At 58.4% G+C, this 20,219-nt stretch carries 21 protein-coding genes; 2 read left to right on the top strand and 19 right to left on the bottom strand.

The annotated features are described in order from the left end of the window. Positions 1 to 215: 215 nt before the first annotated feature. The 19 genes from U6958_RS00650 to U6958_RS00560 all read right to left on the bottom strand — a co-directional run bounded on the left by U6958_RS00650 (position 216) and on the right by U6958_RS00560 (position 15,975). Positions 216 to 518, bottom strand: coding sequence for a hypothetical protein (locus tag U6958_RS00650; RefSeq protein ID WP_143044585.1), 303 nt, complete (start codon positions 516 to 518; stop codon positions 216 to 218). Next, a complete protein-coding gene (locus tag U6958_RS00645) occupies positions 511 to 882 on the bottom strand; it encodes a hypothetical protein (RefSeq protein WP_083393601.1) in 372 nt (123 codons plus the stop codon). Before U6958_RS00645 ends, U6958_RS00650 begins: the two co-directional genes overlap by 8 nt. Before the next feature lie 117 nt (positions 883 to 999). Next, the gene (locus U6958_RS00640) at positions 1,000 to 1,452 is read right to left on the bottom strand and encodes a hypothetical protein (protein ID WP_074921988.1); all 453 of its coding nucleotides are present in this window, start codon (positions 1,450 to 1,452) and stop codon (positions 1,000 to 1,002) included. A 335-nt stretch (positions 1,453 to 1,787) separates the two neighbouring features. After that, positions 1,788 to 2,003, bottom strand: coding sequence for a hypothetical protein (locus U6958_RS00635; protein ID WP_143044587.1), 216 nt, complete (start codon positions 2,001 to 2,003; stop codon positions 1,788 to 1,790). Between the two features lie 389 nt (positions 2,004 to 2,392). Continuing rightward, positions 2,393 to 2,926 carry a hypothetical protein gene (locus tag U6958_RS00630; RefSeq protein WP_074921991.1) on the bottom strand — a complete coding sequence of 178 codons (534 nt, stop codon included), beginning with the start codon at positions 2,924 to 2,926 and terminating at the stop codon, positions 2,393 to 2,395. A 75-nt stretch (positions 2,927 to 3,001) separates the two neighbouring features. After that, positions 3,002 to 3,322, bottom strand: coding sequence for a hypothetical protein (locus U6958_RS00625; protein ID WP_143044588.1), 321 nt, complete (start codon positions 3,320 to 3,322; stop codon positions 3,002 to 3,004). 488 nt (positions 3,323 to 3,810) lie between these two features. Continuing rightward, positions 3,811 to 4,032, bottom strand: coding sequence for a hypothetical protein (locus U6958_RS00620; protein WP_074921995.1), 222 nt, complete (start codon positions 4,030 to 4,032; stop codon positions 3,811 to 3,813). Between the two features lie 667 nt (positions 4,033 to 4,699). Further along, a complete protein-coding gene (locus U6958_RS00615) occupies positions 4,700 to 5,134 on the bottom strand; it encodes a hypothetical protein (RefSeq protein ID WP_175403230.1) in 435 nt (144 codons plus the stop codon). Between the two features lie 337 nt (positions 5,135 to 5,471). Beyond that, on the bottom strand, positions 5,472 to 5,603 hold the full coding sequence (locus tag U6958_RS00610) for a hypothetical protein (RefSeq protein ID WP_269751889.1): 132 nt from the start codon (positions 5,601 to 5,603) through the stop codon (positions 5,472 to 5,474). A gap of 75 nt (positions 5,604 to 5,678) precedes the next feature. Next, on the bottom strand, positions 5,679 to 6,071 hold the full coding sequence (locus U6958_RS00605) for a hypothetical protein (RefSeq protein ID WP_074921996.1): 393 nt from the start codon (positions 6,069 to 6,071) through the stop codon (positions 5,679 to 5,681). Between the two features lie 10 nt (positions 6,072 to 6,081). Further along, positions 6,082 to 7,014 carry an ArdC-like ssDNA-binding domain-containing protein gene (locus tag U6958_RS00600; RefSeq protein ID WP_065345250.1) on the bottom strand — a complete coding sequence of 311 codons (933 nt, stop codon included), beginning with the start codon at positions 7,012 to 7,014 and terminating at the stop codon, positions 6,082 to 6,084. A 64-nt stretch (positions 7,015 to 7,078) separates the two neighbouring features. After that, a complete protein-coding gene (locus U6958_RS00595; RefSeq protein WP_074921997.1) occupies positions 7,079 to 7,732 on the bottom strand; it encodes a hypothetical protein in 654 nt (217 codons plus the stop codon). A 248-nt stretch (positions 7,733 to 7,980) separates the two neighbouring features. After that, positions 7,981 to 9,981: an adenosylcobalamin-dependent ribonucleoside-diphosphate reductase gene (locus U6958_RS00590; RefSeq protein ID WP_074921998.1), complete on the bottom strand. Its 2,001-nt coding sequence runs from the start codon at positions 9,979 to 9,981 to the stop codon at positions 7,981 to 7,983. Between the two features lie 491 nt (positions 9,982 to 10,472). Beyond that, entirely contained in the window at positions 10,473 to 10,793 is a 321-nt protein-coding gene (locus U6958_RS00585; RefSeq protein WP_074921999.1) for a hypothetical protein, read from the bottom strand. After that, entirely contained in the window at positions 10,790 to 11,944 is a 1,155-nt protein-coding gene (locus U6958_RS00580; protein ID WP_167368410.1) for a primase-helicase zinc-binding domain-containing protein, read from the bottom strand. The genes U6958_RS00585 and U6958_RS00580 overlap by 4 nt, the downstream gene beginning before the upstream one ends. A 190-nt stretch (positions 11,945 to 12,134) precedes the next feature. Continuing rightward, the gene (locus U6958_RS00575) at positions 12,135 to 12,626 is read right to left on the bottom strand and encodes a single-stranded DNA-binding protein (RefSeq protein WP_074922004.1); all 492 of its coding nucleotides are present in this window, start codon (positions 12,624 to 12,626) and stop codon (positions 12,135 to 12,137) included. A gap of 215 nt (positions 12,627 to 12,841) precedes the next feature. Beyond that, positions 12,842 to 13,498 carry a hypothetical protein gene (locus U6958_RS00570; RefSeq protein ID WP_074922069.1) on the bottom strand — a complete coding sequence of 219 codons (657 nt, stop codon included), beginning with the start codon at positions 13,496 to 13,498 and terminating at the stop codon, positions 12,842 to 12,844. Positions 13,499 to 13,720: 222 nt separating this feature from the next. After that, the gene (locus U6958_RS00565; protein ID WP_074922006.1) at positions 13,721 to 15,016 is read right to left on the bottom strand and encodes a recombinase RecT; all 1,296 of its coding nucleotides are present in this window, start codon (positions 15,014 to 15,016) and stop codon (positions 13,721 to 13,723) included. 110 nt (positions 15,017 to 15,126) lie between these two features. Continuing rightward, a complete protein-coding gene (locus U6958_RS00560; RefSeq protein WP_074922009.1) occupies positions 15,127 to 15,975 on the bottom strand; it encodes a PD-(D/E)XK nuclease-like domain-containing protein in 849 nt (282 codons plus the stop codon). A 1,443-nt stretch (positions 15,976 to 17,418) separates the two neighbouring features. On the opposite strand from U6958_RS00560, the gene U6958_RS00555 reads away from it, so the two are divergent. Both U6958_RS00555 and U6958_RS00550 read left to right on the top strand, forming a co-directional pair. Continuing rightward, a complete protein-coding gene (locus U6958_RS00555) occupies positions 17,419 to 18,384 on the top strand; it encodes a hypothetical protein (RefSeq protein ID WP_143044589.1) in 966 nt (321 codons plus the stop codon). A 7-nt stretch (positions 18,385 to 18,391) separates the two neighbouring features. Next, the gene (locus tag U6958_RS00550) at positions 18,392 to 20,179 is read left to right on the top strand and encodes an ATP-dependent helicase (RefSeq protein WP_074922013.1); all 1,788 of its coding nucleotides are present in this window, start codon (positions 18,392 to 18,394) and stop codon (positions 20,177 to 20,179) included. The last annotated feature ends 40 nt before the right edge of the window (positions 20,180 to 20,219 follow it).

Raw genomic sequence — 20,219 nt, 5'->3', positions numbered from 1 at the left:
AGACAACACCCCCTCTGCGGGAATGCTGACCCGCAGGGATAGATGAAAAAACCGCCTTTCGGCGGTACGGTTTGCTGAGTTTTTGGCTCCGTCAGCTCGGAGGCTTGTCACTGCAGCATCACGCCGCAGAGTCAAATCGGATTTCCTAAGCGTGCGTAGGGCGCGCTTGGGAAAACCCCCTGGCGCGTGGCCAGGGCGGTTCAGGGGATATGGCGCTAGCGCCAGGTAGGGGCTACACCCAACATCGATTGGGGTCGTCGGTTCTTCACCAGCTTAGAAGCCTCATGGGCTTCCTCAAGCGTCGCGAATTCCACTGGCTCAATCTTCAGCACACGTTGTTCGTGACGAAGGATGTAGCCGTCAGGCCCGAGCGCACGATCGTCGGCAGTGCCACCGAACGCAGGGTCGCCGTCGCCGCAATACTCGATGATGATCATGGACGTTGGCTCAACGCCGCGCCACTTGGCGCGTATGCGGCTCACGGCTCCAGGGTGCTCAAGGCTGTGCGATTCAGGCATGGGGATCTCCGGTCGTCACAGAAAACCGGGCAAGCGAGAGGCGTGTCAGCCATTTCGGGCCGAACTCGTTTCGCACCTGGCGCAGGAGGTATGCATCGGGATGACGCTCCTCTTTGCCGTCGATCCAGAGCGCCTTCAGCTTGGACTTCCAGTAGCGTCCATGACGCTGAGCGAACCCACGCAGGGCTTCGACTTGAGCCGACGTTGGCTGATGGACGCTGGCAACACAGACAGAAGCGGCCTTATGTGCGCAGGCCCCCTGCGCCAGCGAGAGACTCATCTTTTCGGGAACGGCCATGATCGTTTGCAGGGCCTGTTCCACTGGGATCGTCATTGCCCCCGAGGGAGTTTTCTTCATCACCATTGTGTTTCCTTGAAGATAAGGCGGCACCTAACCCCGACGGGGATCAAGCGTCCGCCAGGTTTGAACTGCCAGCCAGGCCGCTAAGCTGCAGCGACTGGCCACATGGGATGCGTAGAGTCAGGAGGCCGTGGCGCCAGCATCCTGATGCACGAGCGCCCGCACTACTTCGGGATGGTCCTGCAGCGCAGACACGATCGCCTCCGCAGACGTTTCGAAATCGTCTTCGCAGCCGTGATAGCTGTACAGCCCTTCCTCCGTTGGAAAGATCTCGCAGCCTGCCTCTCGCAAAGCACTGAGGAGCACATCCTTGTCGTGGCCACCAAAGCCCCCGTTGGGGATGGGCAGGATCCGGCGCGCCATCGTTCGGAAGGCATCGAGCCGTAGGATCAGCAGATCGACATCGCCGACCAGATCCGCCTCGGCATTCGTGGCCAGTTTGGCCAGCCAATCCTGGCAGATCCTGAGTCCCGCTTCCTTGATGCCGTAGCCGAACATCTCGACGCCCGCGTGAAGGCTGTCTTGCAGTTGGCCAATGCCCGCTTGGGCACTTGAAATTTTGTTGGTTTCCATTTCAGTCTCTACCTTGCAAATCGACAGGTGTTCCCAACGGGATGCACCCGTCAGGGCTATCGAAATCCTTCGCCCGCTTTCGCGAGCTTAGGTTCAGTGCTGTGTCCGCTTTGCCACTTGTTGGGCACCGATGCACATCGGGTACACCTTCAGGCGCGATGCGGCGTTGGGAGTCATGGACGAGGTCCGTTGGACAAGCACATCCGTGCCCGTTTGCCATTGACGTTTGATGAATTGCGCAACACGCCGCTCCCTCTCGTCGAGGTCGTCGCTACTGCATCCACCTAGCAAGGCCGCAAGCGCCGTGCGCTTTGCGCGTCGGTACTGCTTGCGCGTCATATGGAGGCCTCTGTCTCAGGCACCGAAGAGATGATCCCGGTGCGCTTGTGGAGATACAGAGGACCCGCCGCAGGGCAGCCCGTGGTGTATGTGCCGATGCTGCCATCGCCATTGTCTACAAGGGTGCTCACGGAGCCGTCTGCGTTCCGACGACGGTCACCGATCTTGGAATAGCGCGCGCGAGGGGCGAGCGCATGGGTTTTGCTGGTCATGTTGGTTTCCAAATAAACACGAGCCAAGCCCCCATGCGGGGATAGTGGCCCGCGTGGGTTGAGTTTTGGAGCGGCAAGCCGTCCGGTGGGTACTGGTTTTGGTCTCTCCAGCGCGAGTTCTCAACTCAGGATTACCCTGGGCAGTGAATGAGGTTTTTCCAAGCCACTCGAAGAGGCGAGGCTTGGAAAAACCCCCTGCATAACGGCAGGGAGTATTGAAGGTGCGCGACAGAATCGTGTCGGCACGATTGAAAGAGGAGATCGATTGCACACCGTGCCATGCCGGCCCCAGTTCAAGCTGAAGGCAGCGGCCGATGTGATGGCCATCAGCACCGCGTCAAAGCCCGCTCTTGCCAGTGGTGGACAGAGCGGAACGACGGCGCATCGGATTACTTCGGGTCTTCCTCAAGGCCCTTGCGTATCAGATCGAGGATGGCTTGCTGGGTGGGCTTGACGTAGGGACTCAGCATACTCAACGCCAAGTCCACCGCCTTCTTGCGGTCCTCCAGCCTGGCCGCGCCTAGGTGCTCCAAGTCCTTCAACCGTGGAATCACACTCACGGCAGTGAGCAGGTCATTCTCGGCGCTCAGGCGTTCGTGATTGGCGACCAACAGTGGGCAATGGTCCGCCTCAGCGACGTGCAGGCCCGCAGCCACTCGGGCCTTCTCAACCTCTGCAAGGTACAACTCCCAGTCACCTTCTGCGAGCAGATAGGCGTGGTCGGGGTGAAGGACCACCAGGTCCTCCCTGCCGTCCTGGAACTCGGGCGATACCTTGAGCTGCAGGCGAAGCAGGACTGCCTTCTTGTAACCGTTGACGATGGGGTCCAACGTTCTTTCGATAGCGATCGCCTCGAAGAGCCGTTCGGCGGCCTCGATCATCTTGTCGGTAAAGATTGCGGGGCGGTTGAGTTTGTTGCTCATGGGGTTTCCTTTCGCGGATGAAAAAGGGAGCCCCACCCCATGGGGTTCAGGCCCCCTGGGGTTGAGATAGAAGCGTCAGCGAGCGAACGACTTGAAGGCGCTACTGAAGTAGGAGCCCATCAACTCGCCACTGGCATCGAAGACGTGGAAGACGGCCTCGGTCCTTTGGGTGAGATTGCTGAGGGTCCGCGCTGCGTAAGCAACGCCGACCACAGCGCAATCTTCCAGGCTCGATGGAACTGTCAAGTGCGCCGCCTTCAACAGATCCAAGTCCAGGACACCCGTCCTGAGGCACATTGCTCTCTCATGGGTATCGATGGCGCTGTGGACGTGAGCACGCTTGCGCAACTCGGCAGTGGAAAGTGCAACTGACGGGGGATTGACGACTGTCGACATAGTTACGCTCCAAAAAATTGAAGGCGCAGCCCCCTCGGGGGCTGAACCCCCGAGGGTTGAAAGACAGATCACACGAGGCGAGCTTCCTTGGCGGCCCTGAAGAAGGACGCCATGGACGCTCCACGAAGCGACTCGGGCGCTGGTTGCGCTCGGCCGGTATAGAAATACTGCCTGGTCAGCGGCAACCAAACTGCCCTTGTGAGGCAGAACTTGGTGTCGCGGTCCAGGCAGTGGACATCACCGCTTTTGACGGTGAATTCCCCGAGCCCACAGCTGCGGGTGTTTTGGCTGGTGCCATAGGCAACAAGCGCCTCTCGGCGCCCATCGCTCCTGGTAGCCACTTCCAGAACGAGCACGGGCCTGAATTTAGGCCCAGGCACCATTACCGCTTCCGATTCAGGGAACCAGACGCGCACGATCGCCCCTATTGGGGCGGATATTTCACACATTGAAACTCCAGCCCCAACAGGGGAAAAGGTTGAGTAGAACTACTTTTGCTGTTGCTTCAGCAGGCCGTGTGCCTGGAACAACTCGCTCAAGTTGGTGGGTTCTGGTGATGTCGAAACAACTGGTAGACCGTAGGCACCGAGGTGCTCCGCGATCGCTCTTTGTATCAACGCTTCAACAGAAATATCCAACTCGCGCGCCCTCGCCTGCAAGCGCTCGGGCGTGGTGTCGCTCTCGTCGAAGTGAACTGGGATGATTGGCATATCGCTCTGATTAAAAAAACGCCGCAACCTTGACCTCGAAAGGCTTGGCTTCAGGCGCTCCATAGTAGAGCGAACCATCGCCGAGTGGTTAGACCATCTCGACATTTCTCGCACCCGGGGGGCGCGTAACTTCTGCATGTGACCTCCAAAACGGAGGAGGCCACAACCACAAGGGGTTGTAGTCCCCAAGGGTTGAAAAAACGGTTTCCCGTTGACTGATGCTGTAGTTTTGACTCCTCAGCTTGGAGTTTTCAGATTCAGGCAAAGCCTGCATCGATGAATTCTTGGCTCGCGACTCTCGCCGTGAGCAGCCAGCGAAGAATACACCCGCGTAGCCGTTCCATCAAGGGCGAAGCCTTTACACACGGACACTTTCGCAGACGCACGACGAACACGCCATTCCTGCATTTCGCTAAACGGCAAGACAATGGTCGGCGCCTAGCACGGCGAAAAAGCAGAAGGCCGGCAGCGCGAACTGCCGGCCTTCGCCCGAGAACTGCGCGGCTGCAACCACGCGGAACTCTTGATCAAAAACCCTTAGACGGAATTTAGACCATGAAGAATGATTTCAGACCATGAAGAATGATTTCAGACCGTGGAGAATGATGCCACGCCCCGCGCAGCACGTCAAACGCAAGGAAGGACTGGAAAGATTCCCGCGTGGAACTCAGCGCAATGCCGACACGAGCTGAACACCTACGGTGCAGAAGCCGTAGCTCCACGCAGCCGCCCCCGTATCGCGCAACAGCGCCTCATAGTGAGCCTTGTACTGGCTCGGCATGGCGACAAAGCCGCTCGCTACCTGGAGAGCTTCTTTGAGGCCCTGCTGGCGCGCGTGCTGGCCGTTGTCGCCGTGGATCTCGTACCAGCCGGAGTCCTCCTCCTTGATGATGAACGAGATGCCTTCAATTTCCAAGCCGCCTTCGCGCAGCAGCGTGCGCTTGCCGACGTAGTTATGACGGTCCCTTTCCCAATTGGGCAAGTCGGTGCGTTCGGTCGTCCATACCGTGCGGTAGTCCTGGTGAATAGCAAGGTACTCTGCCAGCGAAATGATTCGAGGCACGGAACGCTTCGGCGATGCGCTTGACTGTTGTGGTTTCATATTGACTCCAAGAGGATACGGAGTCACGTCCCCTAGGGGATCAATGGCCCCCGGGGTTGATGGATGCGTGCGGATAGACCGCCAGCATGAGGTTGCTGCTTTTACTCCGCAGCTGGGAGGGTTTAACGCGAACGAGTTCGCGTTGAAGAAAGCGATTTTGGGAGACACCCGTGCGGGTGTCGCGCGAAAGCGCCTTTGCAGTCATTGGGTTGCCTCAGCGACGGATGTTGGCGCATCCGCTGCTGACCTACCCAGTGCTTTGACCGAAGTCTTGGCGTCAAGCGACCGAGCACAATACTGGCTCGGCCGCCGATTTGCCCATGTGACTGAGCAAAAACTATCGGCCTGAAAGTTTGGCCTTGACCCATTGCAGCCAGCCCACCCTGCGAGTGCCGAGCACTGCTAGTGGCTTTCGCGGTGCGGCGACGACGTGGGGCAGACCTTCAATGCGAGCGATGGTGATGCGCATGTTCCGTTTCCTTGTGAATTTGACGGACAACGACCCCCTTGGGCGATCGGTGCCCGAGGGGGTTAATTCAGACCTCTAGTCACAGGTCCATGGAGAGAGCTCAATCGGCTGGAACGGATGCTCCAGCTTCCAGCCGAGGCGCGTGGCCACTGGTGCTGCGAGATAGAGCCAGTTGCCGCTGGGCGGCAACGGAACCTCGACGGACAGCGTGGGATCCGGGTCGAACACAATCCCCAGTGCGTCTGCGGCGCGTTCGATTTCCGTGACCACGTCGTCCACGCAACATTGGTCGTTGTACTCCAGCACCAGTCGCTTGCGCTGGTGTCCCTGTCGCAAGCTGGAGCCTGTCTGCCTGAAGTCAGAGTAGAAGACCTCAACCGTATTACCCGTTGGGAACCCGAACCGCAGCACTATGCCTGTAGAGCGGTACTGGTTCGCCTCAGGACCAAAAGCAATCATGATCTCCATCTTGAACTCCTTAAGCAAACAGAAGGCACTGGCCTGAAGGGTCGGCCGCATGCTGCATGGGGGCGGGACTGGACGCAGGTGACATCACTCCTGGCTCGTGCTTGACAGCGCCAGCCTTGAGGATTCGGTTCGCGGCCGTGAAGACCCGGCTGGCGCTCTTCTTGAACGCCTCCCGGGTGCTGCCGCTACCAAGCCATGCTTGCACATAGCCCCGCGCTTCCTCCAAACCGGGTAGGCCTAAAGCCGAGCAGCAGAGAAATGCGGTGGCCTCAGCCTCCGCTTCTCGAATGCTCTTGTCCAGCTCGAAAAGACATGCGAACTCCGCCTCCTTGGCGTGGAGAATGCAGTGCGCCAATTCGTGGAACAGGGTCTTGTGAGGCAACTTCGCCAACGGCGAAATCGACACTTCCTTGCTCAACGGGCTGGCATAACCTTGCGTGTTCCCGCTCACCATTTCAAAGGGCACTTCCGTGACCTCTAAAACGGCCAGCGCCTGAGCTTTGTCCCATCCGCAGACAGGTGTCTCGGGCGGCGAGTATGACGGGCAGTCTCCGCGCTCATCGGGTTCGGTTTGCGAGTAAGCAAACCAGTTGTTGCGTATGACGAAGATTCGCTTGCTCCCCGTTTCCGAAGTAGCATCCGCATCGCCGTCTTTGGCATCACCCCGAGCCTTGTCGCCCTTCACGGTGACGGGCATCCATAGGCCTAGGGCTTTTTGTCCCTTAGCCACCTTGCGCCCCTTTTCCTTCCACGCGTGAAAGCTGGAGATCGGCGATATCGGCAGACCGCGATCAACCAACTGCATCATGGCCAGAACCTGGTTGCCCAGGCTGTACTCGTGGAATGCGCTGTAGTAGGTCCCCAGCACGCCTGGATCCGTGAGGATGGAGTCGAACAGCTTCGACCAATCAGGGCGCCAGGGCTCAGGCGTTTTCGTTTCCATAGTCTTCTCCAAGAAGAGCGGAGAAGCCCCCTTGCGGGGTGCTATCCCCGCAAGGGTTGATGGTTTACTTCACGATGTCGAACTCGCCTTGCCGCTCGCCTTGAAGGGGCGGTTGGTTCTCCAGGCCGTCCAAAGAAGGCACTTCACGTGCGCTGCGATTTCCCGCTGACGCGGCTGCCGGGGAGGCTGGCGTGACGATCCCCGATCCATCGGCGCCTTTGCGGGCGGACCGACGCTTCGGAGCACCGCCAGCTTCTGTGAGTTGACGCAGCGTGGCCTGAATCGAGTCCATCTGCTCAGCCTGCGCCATCACAGTGCTGGCAAGGAACGAGATCTGCCCCTCCAACGACATCTCAGCGTCAGTCTTTGCAGAGGCGGACGAAGCAGGCACTGGTACTTCCTGAAGTCCAGCAGCTACGGCGCCTGACGGGGCCGAAGGTGCGGGTACAGGCAGAACGTCAGAAAAGCCCGCGAGGCCTTTCTTCATGCTGTTGACGATTTCGACCAGTTGAAGGACGGCGTTTTGGGCCTCCTTCGCCTGTTCGAGCCTCGCCTTTTCTTTGGCCACTGCCTCGGCTTTAAGAAGCGCCTCCTTCTCGACTTCGAGCTTCGCCTTCTTTTTCGCGTACAGACCCGCGAAGACCCCGGCGATGCGATCGAAGAGGTAGAGCGCAGACCCAAGCAGAGCGATAGTGAACAATATTTCTTGAGTAGACATGGAATACCTCTTTGAGTTGAAGAACCCAACAGGCACACCACTCCCCATCGGGAAGTGTGTCCCCGATGGGTAGGTTTAAGCACCAGGAGCCTGGCACATAGATAAGCTGTATGCCTGACGGCGGGACAGCGGGCCCCTTCTCACCAAGCCATTACGGACATGGATCAGAAATCGGTTTTTCGAAGCATCCTCGCCAAAAGATGCTCGGAAAAACCCCCTTTGCAGGGGGTTAAGAAGTCTCTGACTTTTCAGCCACAGCTTCCGAGGTAGCCACAGCATTGCAGACTGCTCATCACCGTCTCGGGCAATGCATGCAGCCGCACTTGGCGGTCAGGATCGCTATGGTCCAGGTCATTCACTGGGTGGCCATTCGGCTTACCGATGCCGTTGCTTTCACCGTTGTCCACAGCGAGCACCGAACCCAGTTCAGCGTTGGGCCTGTAGGTCGTCAAACCTTTGAGCCCGCCTGACCAAGCATCCATGTAGACCGACTTGAAGTCCTCGTAGGGGTAGTCAGCCGGGATGTTCACCGTCTTGCTGATAGCGGCATCCACCATGGGTGTCAGCACATTCAGCATCTCGACGTGCGCAGCGACTGGAAGCTCCTGCGAGCTCTCGAAGTAGTCTGGCAGTTTCTCGATGTCGCCGCCCAGCTCTTGGTAGCGCAGAAAGGCTGCGTTCAACACGGCCTCCTCCCTGATGCTCCCATCTGCTTTTCCGATGCGGCGAATTTCCTTGAAGCTGAATACAGGCTCACAACCACTGGAGCAGTTGTTGCCGAATGTCAGCGACCCGGTGCCGGCTGGGGCCAGCGCCAGCAGGTGACTGTTGCGGATCCCATGTGCGCGAATCTGCTGCTTGATTCCTTCGGGCAACTGGCTGGCGAAAGTGCCCTCCATGTCGTCCCTTACACCTTCAAGGTACAGGTCAGCGTCGAACAGCGGGAATGAACCGCGCTCCATAGCCAGTTCCGTGGAGCCGGCGTACGCAGCATCACGGATCGTCTCCTGCACCTTTGCAGCAAATGCCCTGCCCTCGGCGGAGGAGTATTTCAGGCCCATCATGATGAGTGCATCGGCCAGACCAGTGAAGCCTATGCCGATTCGTCGTTTGGCCTTCGACTCGGCCTCTTGCTCCGGCAGTGGCCAGGGCGTCAGGTCGAGAACATTGTCCAGCATGCGCGCCAGGACAGGCGTGAGCTGGGCCAGTCTATCGAAGTCGAATTCAGGCTCGCCTTCCCACACCGTACGTTTCACGAAGCAATGCAGAGCCAGGTGGCCCAAGTCGCAACAGCCGTACGGAGGCAACGGTTCTTCACCGCAAGGGTTGGTCGCTGTGATCGCTTCGCAGTAGCGCAGATTGTTGTCCTCGTGGATGCGATCCAGAAAGAGTACGCCTGGCTCAGCCCGCGCATATGTGGCCTGCATGATGGCGTCATACAGGTCACGGGCGCGAACCGTGCGGTAGATCCACTTGCCATCGTCACGCTGGACTACTCCAGCGGCGATCTGCGTAGGGGACGGCATCGCGTCATGCACGAGGTCGAACCTGCCATCGGCCACTACAGCTTGCATAAGCTTGTCGGTCACGCCCACGGACAGGTTGAAGTTGCGCAGCGGCCTAGCATCCAACGGGATAGAAAGATCCGACACCTTCTTGCACGAGACGAACTCAAAGATATCGGGGTGGTCGCAGCGCATCACCCCCATCTGAGCACCACGACGGGAGCCTGCAGAGATGACGGTTTTGCACATCGAATCGAATATGTGCATGTAGCTGATGGGCCCACTGGCGTAGCTCTTCGTAGAGTTAATCCAAGAGCCCTTCGGACGTATCACGCTGAAGTCGTAGCCCACACCGCCGCCAAGCCGCATAGTTTGCGCGGCTTGGCGAGCGGCCTCCATGATGCTGGGGACGCCATCGACAGATTCGCAAAGCGAGTCCGATAGGGGCTGCACGAAGCAGTTGACCCACGTCGCTTTAACACCTGGTAGCCCGGCAGACGCGTTGATGCGCCCGCCGAGGATCGTGAAGTCGAGTGCTTCGCGAAACCTGGGTGCCCATTCCTCGGGCGTGTGCTCGACGGCAGCAAGGCCGTTGGCCACACGATCCTTCACTTGCTCCGGCGAGGTCTCTCCGCCGTGCGCGTACTTTTCAAGCAGCACTGCAAGCGAGATCGGTTGGAGCTGAGTGGCCTGGATGACGCCAGTGCTGCTGTCTGCAGCGTTGGCGATTGTTGCGCTTTCCATGGTGTACCTCCTAGATCAAGAACCCAGCAGGCACACCGCCCCCAGAAGGGAGAGTGTCCCCACTGGAGTGGAAAGAACCGGAAAGCCGGCTAAGAATTGAAAGTGCCGCTTGTCTTGCGACGGGCTGGCAGCCCTCTTGAATGCCATGGTCATGCGACCCTGGCTGCAAATGCGATTTGCCATTTGGCGAACTCCTCTAGTGGTTGCAGACACCCCATACAGGGCCTACCGCAGCCCCCAGCAGAGCTAGAGACTGGGGTAGGCCCTGCATGAAGCAAGACGTCCACATCGACTTGAGAAGATCGTGATTTCCAGGCGCCGCACGCAGCGCCTAAGCCATCAGAGTTTCCCCCTGGCTTCTCTGGAATTTCAGTTCTCCAGCGCGAACTTTAAAACTCAGGGCATAGCCACAGAGCTTTGAAAGCGGCTTTCCAGATGCCACCGTTGGCGATGGAATCTGGAAAACCAGCCCCCGAGGGGGCACGGTTCATTCATAGCGCGTCGGGCAATGCCTGCCTCCTCGCTTTATCGGCTTCACTGGAAGCATGCATCTTGGCCCACACCCTCTGCATCAGCCCCGCCGCGATTTCTGCGTAGGGGCCGAGATAGACAGGGGGTGTAGCGCCAGCGCGGTACATGCGGGCAACCGTTGCCACGTGTTGACGAACGCCGTTGTCGGTACTCATCTTGCGGATAAGGAACGCCCTGTAGTCGCCATCAAACCCAGCAGGCGGCGCAAACGCCGAGCTGCCACCGGGTGTGGTGTCGATCCTGTTGAAGTTGATCACTCCGTACACGATGAACTCCCTCACGCGGCTTTGCCGAAGACTTGCTCCAACATCGCGCGGCGAACCGCTTCGAAGCTGGGGAACCCTTTGGCACCATCACGGTTGAGAACATCCAGCCAGTCCAGCGACTTCTGCCCCTCAGGAATTTCGCCCTTGGGTGTGATCGCCATGGCTTTCTTGTTCATCGCCCACATCCGTCCCACAAGCGCTCGGGAGGCCTCTTGGCCATGGCCTCTTGGGTGTCGCGGCGAGGGACGATCCTTGTCACTGAACACAATGATCAACTCCACTTCATCAGGAGGCACGAAGTGCTCCATCATCGTGGCGTTAACCGTGGCCCAGACAGGGATACCCATACCCTCGCTCGCGGCATAGGCGGTCTCGATCCCCTCTGCTACACCCAGGACCTTCCCCGGCTTCATGAGCCGAATGGCCCCGCCCAAGATCTTCAGATCATCGGAATAGGCCATGAGCTTCTTGGCTTCCGCAACATCCGCCTTGCAGCCGTCCTCATCGAGGTACGTCCGGTGGAGCGTGACAGGTTCTCCGGTGGCGGATTGCACGACGGCAACCATGGCGGGGTGAAACCCGGTGATCTTGTCCCCGTCGCTGTATGCCAGCCTTGGATGAAACATCACCGAAGGAGACTTAAGCGGTGCAAGTCCACGTCTTGCCAGGTAGAGCCTCAAGGGCTCGGCGCTGGGGTGGGACATGGGCACAACCCGCTGCATCGTCTTGTTGAGAGACTCGCGTTTCTCATCATTGCTCCTGGTCGGCTTGGCTTCTTTCTTCGGCGGCAGCTGGCGCTGCACCGGTTCAGTGAAGCGGTGACTGGAGTCACCCGTCAGGAAAGCCATCACAGCTTCCACCGTTTGCCTCCTCGTCCAACCGTTTGCCCACTCCAGGACACTGAATCCATCGTGGAAGTGGCCGCAGGTATTGCAGATAGCTCTACCGCTTTCGTGGTAGTTGGGGAACACTCGAAACCCGTCAGTACCTCCATGCACGGGGCAGGGGACGTGACGCTTGCCCTCTTGGTTCAAGGCATCTGTCAGGCTTGGGGCCAGGGTTCTCAAGATGGAGTCCCAGCGCCCACCAGCTAACTCTCTCGCCTTGTTCCAATACTGTGTCCAATACTCTTTCCATTCAGCATCGGTTCTTTCACGAAATGACATGGCTACTCCTAGTTTGACCCCGAATCGAGGCATACCAAAACGCCCAGTGGGACATTTCGGTATGCCCCGACTCGGAAGGAAAGCCAGCCGATACACCGCCCCAACCGGGATGGTTTCCCGGCTGGGACGAAATTGCGGCGCTGCCGCTAGATGGATTGACGACTACGCAGCACGCTCACAGCTACGTCCCTTAGAAGACGGTTCGCGTAGGGTCGCCGTAAGCCTCGTCGTGGCCGCCGTGGGCAGGCCCTTCGGGGCGCTCATCGTCATCCTGTTGAGGCTGACTCTGAGGCCCAGTCGGCGCGGCATTGCGACGCGCCAAAGAAGGTGCATCGGCGCTACGAGGCGCAACCCTTGCGTGCAGTCGCAGCTCCTGTGCGTTGATTTCCGTGGTGATGCGCTCCTGCTCATCACCGTCCTTCCAAGCTCGATGGCGGGTGACGCCCTCGACGTACACGGAGTCTCCCTTGCGGAGGTTCTTTTCCGCATAGTCAACGTCGCCATTGCGCAGGATCACGCGATGCCAGGTGACAAGATTCCTCCACTCGTCGGTCGCCTTGTCTTTCCATGACTCGGTCGTTGCCACATTGAGAACCCCGATCCTGAAATCGCCCCTTTGGATGATTTCAGGATCTCGTCCGAGGTTGCCGATGATCGTTTGCTTGTTGAGCGAAAAACTCATTTTGAATCTCCAATGAGAGGCCGAGAGGACTCCCTACGCGGTTAAGGTCATCCTTTCAGGCTGGCCGTAATAGCCATCTGAGCAGCACGCCATGATTTAGCAGGTCGAGAAACGAGATGCCGGTCTTGCCACGTGAACGTGCCATCCGTGTGTTGGTGGATGAAGCAGCCCTTGTAGCCTTGAGTGACGGCGCATAAAACGAGTTTCATGCGGCCTCACATCCGTTCGAGACGGCGGACCCTTGTCGGAACCATGACCGTTTCTTCGACGACCATGTACTTTTCGATTGCACTGATGAACTCATTGCGGACGCGATCGCAGGCGCGGTCAAAGGACAGCACAAGGTCCGCGCGATCCTTCAGCCCGGTTAGGGACATGTCCATGAAGTCATCCATGGTCATGCCTTGGTCGATCGAGCTGCTTTTGGTACGAGTCCAACGAAGCGGCGCTTTCAGGTTCCTCCGCTCGGCCCTGCAAACGCCACAGGAATGGCTGGCTGGGCTGACCAGTTGATAGTTCAGCTGGCCACACTTGGGACACGTGCTCTTGTAGCCAGGATCGTAGATCTCAGACTCGAACAGTACCAGGTAGCCACCCGAGCGGCCATTTGTTCCAATGGTGTAAGCACCCATCATTTCGCGCTCGAAATCACGGATAGGCCAAGTAATTTCGTCCCAGTAGTCTTCCACCGAGATGAGATCGTAGGCTTTTTCCAAAGCAGATCCTGTCAAGCCAAGTCGGTTGACCTTCACGCAATTGGCGTAGCTTGTAGAGCGATTCACAGAAGACATCGTGTAGTAGCGGAAATGATCCAGCAGGAACTTCGCCACCGACTCTTTGCTACGTGTATCGATTTTCTTTTCAAAAAACATGGTTCCTCCACTGAGAAAGGAGACATGCTTCCCCATAGGGGAAACGTGCCCCCAAGGGTTAAGAAAGTGATTGATTTGCTGCTTAGGGAAGGCGAGCTACCTTTTTTTATCCAAGGCCATTACGGCGGAGGATGAAAAACTGTTTTTCGGCAGACACTGCGTTCAATGCCTGCTGAAAAACAGCCCCCACTGGCCGAAGCCATGGGGGGTGTTTACGGGCCATCAGGCCGTGGTGAAAAGATCGCGGCGCGTCGGGTTGAGCTGCGTTCGCATTTCATCGTACGTGCGGTTGATCAGTTCCAATGGCGCGCCAGAGTAGCGCGCCTCCAGCCTGATGACGATCTCATCAAGATCGACCATCTCGCGGCAACTGCGCATGCTCGCCAGCTCCTTGTCCAACTCTTGCTCCGCTCTCGACCTGGGTCGATCCTGGTGCTGGGGTTGGGCTTCGCTCTGGGGGGGGCGAGGAGTCCCAGACCTAGTGGATGCAGGCGCTGGTTGGGGCGCTGGCGTTCGAGGGGCCGCTGCAGGCCTCACGGGCGAAGCGGTCCGTTGCGGTCGCTCTGCGGGAGGTTGTGGCGCTCTCTCCGGAGCCTCGCGCTCAGGACGTGGGCCTTGAGAACCACGGGAAGCGGGCCTGCTTTGGCCAGGCTGTCGAGCCCCATCGCTACCGTCGCCACCCTCCACTGGTGGCAGGTTGTCGAATGCTGGCGGCTCATAGGACCCGTCAGCTGCTTGCTCAAGCTGGATCCCTTGCTTCACGCCCATCAGATCAGCTTTGTCGAGCTGCAGCGCGATCTGCAGTTCAGCCGACATCGGTAGTTGAGAGTTGCACAGGAGGCGGATAAGGGTCTTCTTGCCCATGGCCACAGGATGAGTATCCCAAGGCGTGGTGTTACCTCTCCGCTTCGCAGCCGCATAGCCGCGAGTCGCGTCGCGGATCGCGTCAACGTCGAGCTGGTGCTTCATCACAAAGGTGGGCGTTCCATCGTGCAGCAAAGCCACGGCATAGTAGCCAACCACTTTCCCTCGACTGCTGTCTGGCGCTGGGAAGTTGCCTTCCCCTGCCATCGGCTTGTGTACCAACCTGCGAGCGGCACCCAAGTCATAGTCGAAGAAGTCGTTGATCCGGACCTCATGCGCAAAGATGTCGCGCACAAGGCCGGAATTGCGAACCAGCTTCATCAGGCCCTTGTAGCCGGGGATCAGCTGGCACTCATCTTCGTACGGGACCAGGAATGCCTCGCCGTTTTGATGCAACTCCAGTCCAAGCTGCGACGCCTGGACCACGGCTGCCACGACGCTGATCGGCTGGCACTTTGCGAGCGAGTCATTTTTGCGGTAGGCCGTGAGTGCGACACGCATGATCCGGTCCACGGAAAGGTGGTTCGGCAATGCGCGCTCGATCGCACCCTTGTGCTTTTCCAGTAGCCGAGGGAAGTCGAGGTTGTAGATTTCAGCGCTGGCTCCGCCCGCGCCGTTCGAGGCGCGGCGGATGCTTCCCATCAATTGAGACATGGTGTTTCTCCTAAAAATGGGGAACACCACCCCATGCAGGGTGATGCTCCCCGCGTGGGCTTCAAAAAGGCCTCAAGGCCCGCTGATTTTTCTGCAGGCCTGGCCCGCGCTTAGATTGCCTCTTCCAGGACGCTTCGCGCGTACCAAGAGGGAACCTCGATTACTTCCGAATCATCAAGCTGGTAGCTTGGCCAGCGGTCGTTTTCACGACACCACTGCAGCAGCTGCAAAGCTGTCCGGTACTTCTTTCGCCCAACCTCCATCGTGACGGGGCCAACCTCATAGGAGGCCACGCCATGGGGGTACGAGCTTTCCACCGGGATGAGAAAGAATGGGATACGGCGGCCGAGCGCCTGGCTGATAGCGTCCGAGTAGAACGCTGCCTGCAAGTCGTAGCCTCGGTCACCAATTTCCCGTGCGAACTTCGATCTAGATGCGTTCTGGGCCGACTTCAAGTCGGCAGCCGCGATGATCTCTTCGGTTATCTCATCGAAAATCAGCAAATCTGGTCGGATGCGGCACTCAACGCCGGTATCTTCATCAGTCCAGAAGAAGCTTTTCTCACGATAGCTGTTGCGGATCTTCAAAGCGATATCATCTCGCTCACTCAGCGCGGCGAACATTCCTTCGATCGACTCCTTGTCGGCTTCAGAAATAATCGTTTTGCCCGGGTTTTCTGCATCCCAAGCTGCGCTGTTCTCCTTACCCACAGTCGTCCGAAGATCGAACTTTGGCTTGACTACGAACTCAGCTGCGAAGCGCTCTGGCTCAAGTACCTGCGTATGAAACGCGGTTCCGAATTCCATTGCAGGCGTTACCTTGCGGCCACGTTGCAGATCAGCGTAATAGTGCTTGGGAGAGTGAAGTAGCGAAACAAGTGCCGAATGCCCTACCACGGCTGGGTCGCTGTGGTATTCGTCGGCGGGCATGTCGATGAACATGCTCAAATCGTCAGACATAGAGTACCTCCAAGAGGACGAGGCACTCCCCCTGCGGGAATGCCCCGACAGGGTTAAAAAGATCACTTTCGTGACAGTGTTTGCTGAATGCCATTTGGCGGGGCAGCGACCCATTGAAGCTACTCGATTACCGAAGTAGCATGCAATTCTCTCGTATGAACCCGGCATCGGGCTCATACGAGAGAACTACCGCCTCGCGCCACGAAGGGCGCAAAGGCGGCGTCTTCAAGCATGTTTGAGAACCTTCCCTGCTTTTCGCACTGCATCACGCACTGCGGCTCGCAACGCTGGAGAACTCTCCTCGCCGGACTTGAGCCTAGCATGGAGTTCAACTGCGGAACGAATGGGAAGCGCTCTCATAACAGCGCTAACAAGTGGGTGCTTCTCTGGCTCGTGTGTTTTCACGGCGCCTCCATCAGCGACGCATTGCGCGGATGAGAGGGGTGCTGATCACGAGACCAGCCACGATGCAAAGAGAAAGCGGAAATACTAGATCCATGATTGACCCCTGTGATGGTTGGATAACCCACAGAGTGCTTCACGGGACTTTGAAGTCCGCAGCACCCCGCAGGCCAGAGAATTCGCTTTCAGAACTCTCTGGCCTGCGGGGTATCCACGGACTGAAATGGATCATGGGCCTAAGCCCACGATCCATTGAAAGTGATTACAGACCGAACGCCCGTACCACAGGACGGCTAATCATGTAGCCAGAAATGCAGCAAGCAACGAGAACGAGAGTCATGGTTTTTCCTTTGAGAAGAATGCCCAAGGAAATGCCACTCCCCCTTGGGAATAGCATCCCAAGGACGTTGAAACCCATCCGAAGATGGGAACTGCATCGCTTGTCCTGTGAGACAAGCAATGTTTGGCACGCACGAAAACACAAGAACGCCATTACGACGTTAGAGATTTTGGTGGGTGAAAAACCGGCCCGCATCACGCGGGGCGGGAAGAGGAGCCCTTCTGGGGTCAAGCTCTTCACGTTGATGTGCCATCGAAGGCAGGATTGCAGCGGACGCCCATCAACATCCCAACGGGATGAAGTCCAGGTCTTACTCGCGCTCCCAATCCAACTGCAATAACCCGCAGCATGAGGGTTGGGAGCTTCGCTCCAATCGTTGCTAGGCAACGTAAGAACACGCATCACGGTGTTCGATAAAAGTTCAACAGAACAGCTTTTGCCGCACTGGTTGTTCACCTGGAACAACTACTGGATTAGTCTGATGAGGCCAGCTCCGCATACAAGAGGACGGCGTTACGCACATCGCTCAAAGGTGGCCCGATAGTACCGTCGAGTTCTCTGGGATGTCAACAAGCGGGGGGAGCTTCACCACCTCGCCACTCTTTTCTTTGAACAACTGCGGAATCGAAAGCTTTTCGCCCCATTTTTAACAGGGCTGCTTCGTACCATCCTCTGACCGTTGTCCAACCCTAGGAGTACACATGGCTGAAGTGACCGAAGCCACTGCCCAAGCTCAAACCGAGGCGCCTCAAGCCTCTGCGGAGGCCTCACCCAAGCCCCAGCGCGCGCCCCGCTCGCCCCGCAAGCCGCAAGCAGCTGCCACCGATACCAGCGAGGCCTCATCGCCATCCGCGACGAATGCTCAACCATCCACCCAACAAGGATCCAAGCCCCAGGCCGTGGCCAAGGCTGGCGAAGGCGCGCGCCGCAACCGCGATCAACCGCCCTTCGAGCCCTGGTATGTGAAGCAACAGAAGCAGCGCCTGCAGCGGATGAGCAAGGAGTCGATGCCATTCCTCAAGCAGAAGCTCAAGCTGCAGACGCGTCACGCTCAGGAGATGTATGAGCGAGCTCACGAGCTATGGTCAGAAACCGTCATCACGCTCAGCGTCACCATGCGCAACTTCAAGCGTGAAGAAGAATGTCTCACGGTGGATGCCGAGGTCGATCGCCTTATGGGCATCTGCTCGGATGCCATGAAGCAAGAGATGACTCGCCTGAAAACCGTCGCTGACAACAACGGCGTGGACCTGGATGGCGCAACTGATGTTGAGTACACCCACCCGATGGAGTACGAAATGCAGATGTCGTCCCCACGCGAGCGGCGGTTTCACGAGTTGCTGCTGCTGCTGGACAAGCTGTGCATCTGTCTGGATATCCTCTGGATGGCCACGCTCATTAGCGACCGTGCACGCAGCAAAAGCGCCTACGACGCGAAAAGCCTTCTCCTGCGCACTTGCGGCAAGGCTCGCATTCTGGTGTTTCGTGCCCAAGCATCTGCGCAGCGAAACGGCGTACCTAACGCAGCTGACCCCCGCAAGGGCACTCAACTCGAACCCGGGGCCGAGACGCCAGTAGCAGCTGCCACCGATGTCGAAGCGGATCCCGCTCCAACTTCAGTTGCTGCTCCCTCGGCGGAAGCAGAGCCTGCACTGGCGGTCGCCTGACGCACTCGTGGAGCTGAACAGCTTCCAAGAGAGAGCCGTCCTCACGCCGGGGCATTGCACCATCCTCGCCTGCCCCGGCTCAGGCAAGACCCGCGTACTCACAGCTCGCGCTGGCCACATCATCACAAACAACGAGCTGGGCCGTCTGGCTGCAGTCACCTTCACTCGCGATGCGGCCACTGAGCTTCTTTCGCGCATCATGGCATCCTGCCACTCCGATCACGCGAGGCGCATCGCTGTCGGAACGTTTCACTCCCTCGCTCTCAACCAGCTTCGTCGCAACAGCCGAGGAAAGATGCCGCGCCTTATCAATGACGGTGAGCGCATGGCCGTCCTCAGACGTTGCTGGAAGGACTTCGCCCCGAGCCTCAGGTTTGAGGATGTCATCAAGCAGGTGGACCAGGCCAAAGGATCGGTGACCCCATACGTTTTCGAAGACATCCTCATGGAGAGGATCTTTAAGGCCTATGAAGATGCACTTGCTGCGGACCTCGCGATGGACTTCAGCGATATCCTTTTGCGCGCTACCAGGGGGATGCTCGATGGATCGATCCAGCCTCTCCCTATCCGATGGCTCCTGGTGGACGAAGCCCAGGACATGGACGCAGTGCAGATGGAATGGATCCTGGCACACGGGAGGAACGGCGTTCAGATAACGCTAGTTGGGGACGACGACCAAAGCCTTTACTCGTTCCGCCACGCGCTTGGCTACGAGGGGCTCCAAGACGTTTCGATGGCCCTCAACTCGGTCGATCTGTCACTCCCCGTCAACTACCGGTGCGCTCCGAACATCCTGATGCACGCCGCAAAGCTCATTGCGTGTAACGCCAACCGCGCAGCGAAGAACATCAAGGCCGAGAAAACTGAATTGGGCACCATCAAGGTCTTCCGGCGCGCAGACCGAATGGATGAAGCCACAGCCCTTACCAAGGCGATCCTTGGTATCGAACCCGGGTCAGCACTTGACACCGATCCGAACGCCCTGGCCATGAGAAATTTCGACCCCAAGTCCATGGGTGAATGGGCAGTTCTCGCGCGCACCAACCTCCTGCTCGATGAAATCGAGATTTTCCTAAAGTCGGCAGGGATAGAAGTGAAGCGAGCTGGGAGCAAATCGATATGGGAGCACGGCGTGGGCGCCGTTTACTCTGGCCTGATCCGCAGCGTCGCTACTGACTCATGGATGGGTATGGCCAACGCCATCTCGTTCTGCGGAGGCAGCAACTCCTGGGTCAACGAGCACTCGCGCGCCAACTGTGGCAATGTGCTGGCGCGGTTTGATGCGGCTATCGACTCTGCCCCGGATGATAAATCTCGTAAGCTGGCGGTCGCCCTGCGCGAGGGCTACCTATCTTGGTCCGAGCAAGCTCGCAAGAGTCGTGTCAACCTGGTCGTGTTCGGCATCACGGCGTTTCTTGCTCCCCACTGCAAGCCGCCGCAGCGCAGGCTGCTCACTATGATGCAGAAGATTTTCACTGAACGGCTTCAAGGAAGCCTGCTTCAACGCCTCAACATCCTTTCCAGAAGCGAGAAGGAGAAGGACGTTGAACAAGGTGTGGTGCACCTGCTGACGCTGCACTCTTCCAAGGGCCTGGAATGGGACAACGTGTGGATCGCCGGGTGCGAGGAAGGCACCCTACCCCACACCGACTCCACCGAAGAGGAAGAGCGTCGCTTGATGTATGTGGGGATGACGCGGCCCCGCTCAACGCTCATGCTGAGCAGCGCCATCTCAGAAGGGATGGAGTCGCGCTTCCTGGAGGAGGCGGGCTTGGGTGTACAAACAGCTCGATAGCGCTGGACCCACCACTCCCCACGTGTCGGCGGCGGTGGTG

The organism is Delftia lacustris, from assembly GCF_040267515.1.
GTDB classification, from domain to species: Bacteria; Pseudomonadota; Gammaproteobacteria; order Burkholderiales; family Burkholderiaceae_C; genus Comamonas; species Comamonas tsuruhatensis.
The sequence above is the reverse complement of the archived record's forward strand: the minus strand, read 5'-3'. Positions and strand labels throughout refer to the sequence as shown.